Origin of the sequence: Corynebacterium sp. MSK041 (assembly GCF_030232265.1) — a bacterium.
Lineage (GTDB): Bacteria > Actinomycetota > Actinomycetes > Mycobacteriales > Mycobacteriaceae > Corynebacterium.
Map to the genome: position 1 here is coordinate 1 of NZ_JASPJK010000056.1, position 401 is coordinate 401.

1 pseudogene is annotated in these 401 nt (G+C 55.4%); it reads left to right on the top strand.

The features are described 5' to 3' along the window. Nucleotides 1–401, top strand: a pseudogene (locus QP968_RS11175) (HNH endonuclease signature motif containing protein); the annotation flags it as partial.

The following is a 401-nucleotide window of genomic DNA, read 5'->3' on the forward strand; positions in this document are numbered from 1 at the left end:
GGTGATGGGCCTGCCGGGCCACAGATGTATGAAGCATTCATGACCATCCTGGGTCTTCGCCCCAATGCTAAGGACGCACCAACCCAGGGTATTGCTCCTGCTGTGCCCCGCCCCTTGATCCTGATCCCACTAGAAGAACACATCAAGATCATCCGTGGTGTAGGCGATGACATCATCCTGGGGCTAACGGATGGCACCACCATGACTGGTGCGGAATACTTGGCCCAGAATTTTGGGGACGTTCTAGAAGTAGCGGTGTTCCACCCACAACAAGGTGCGGTCAACCTGTATGACACGCAACGGTTTGCTAACCAGAAACAACGTGACCTAGCCAGAGCGTTGTCACCAATGTGTCCGGTACCGGATTGTCGGCATGCGGCGGATAACTGTCAGGTCCACCA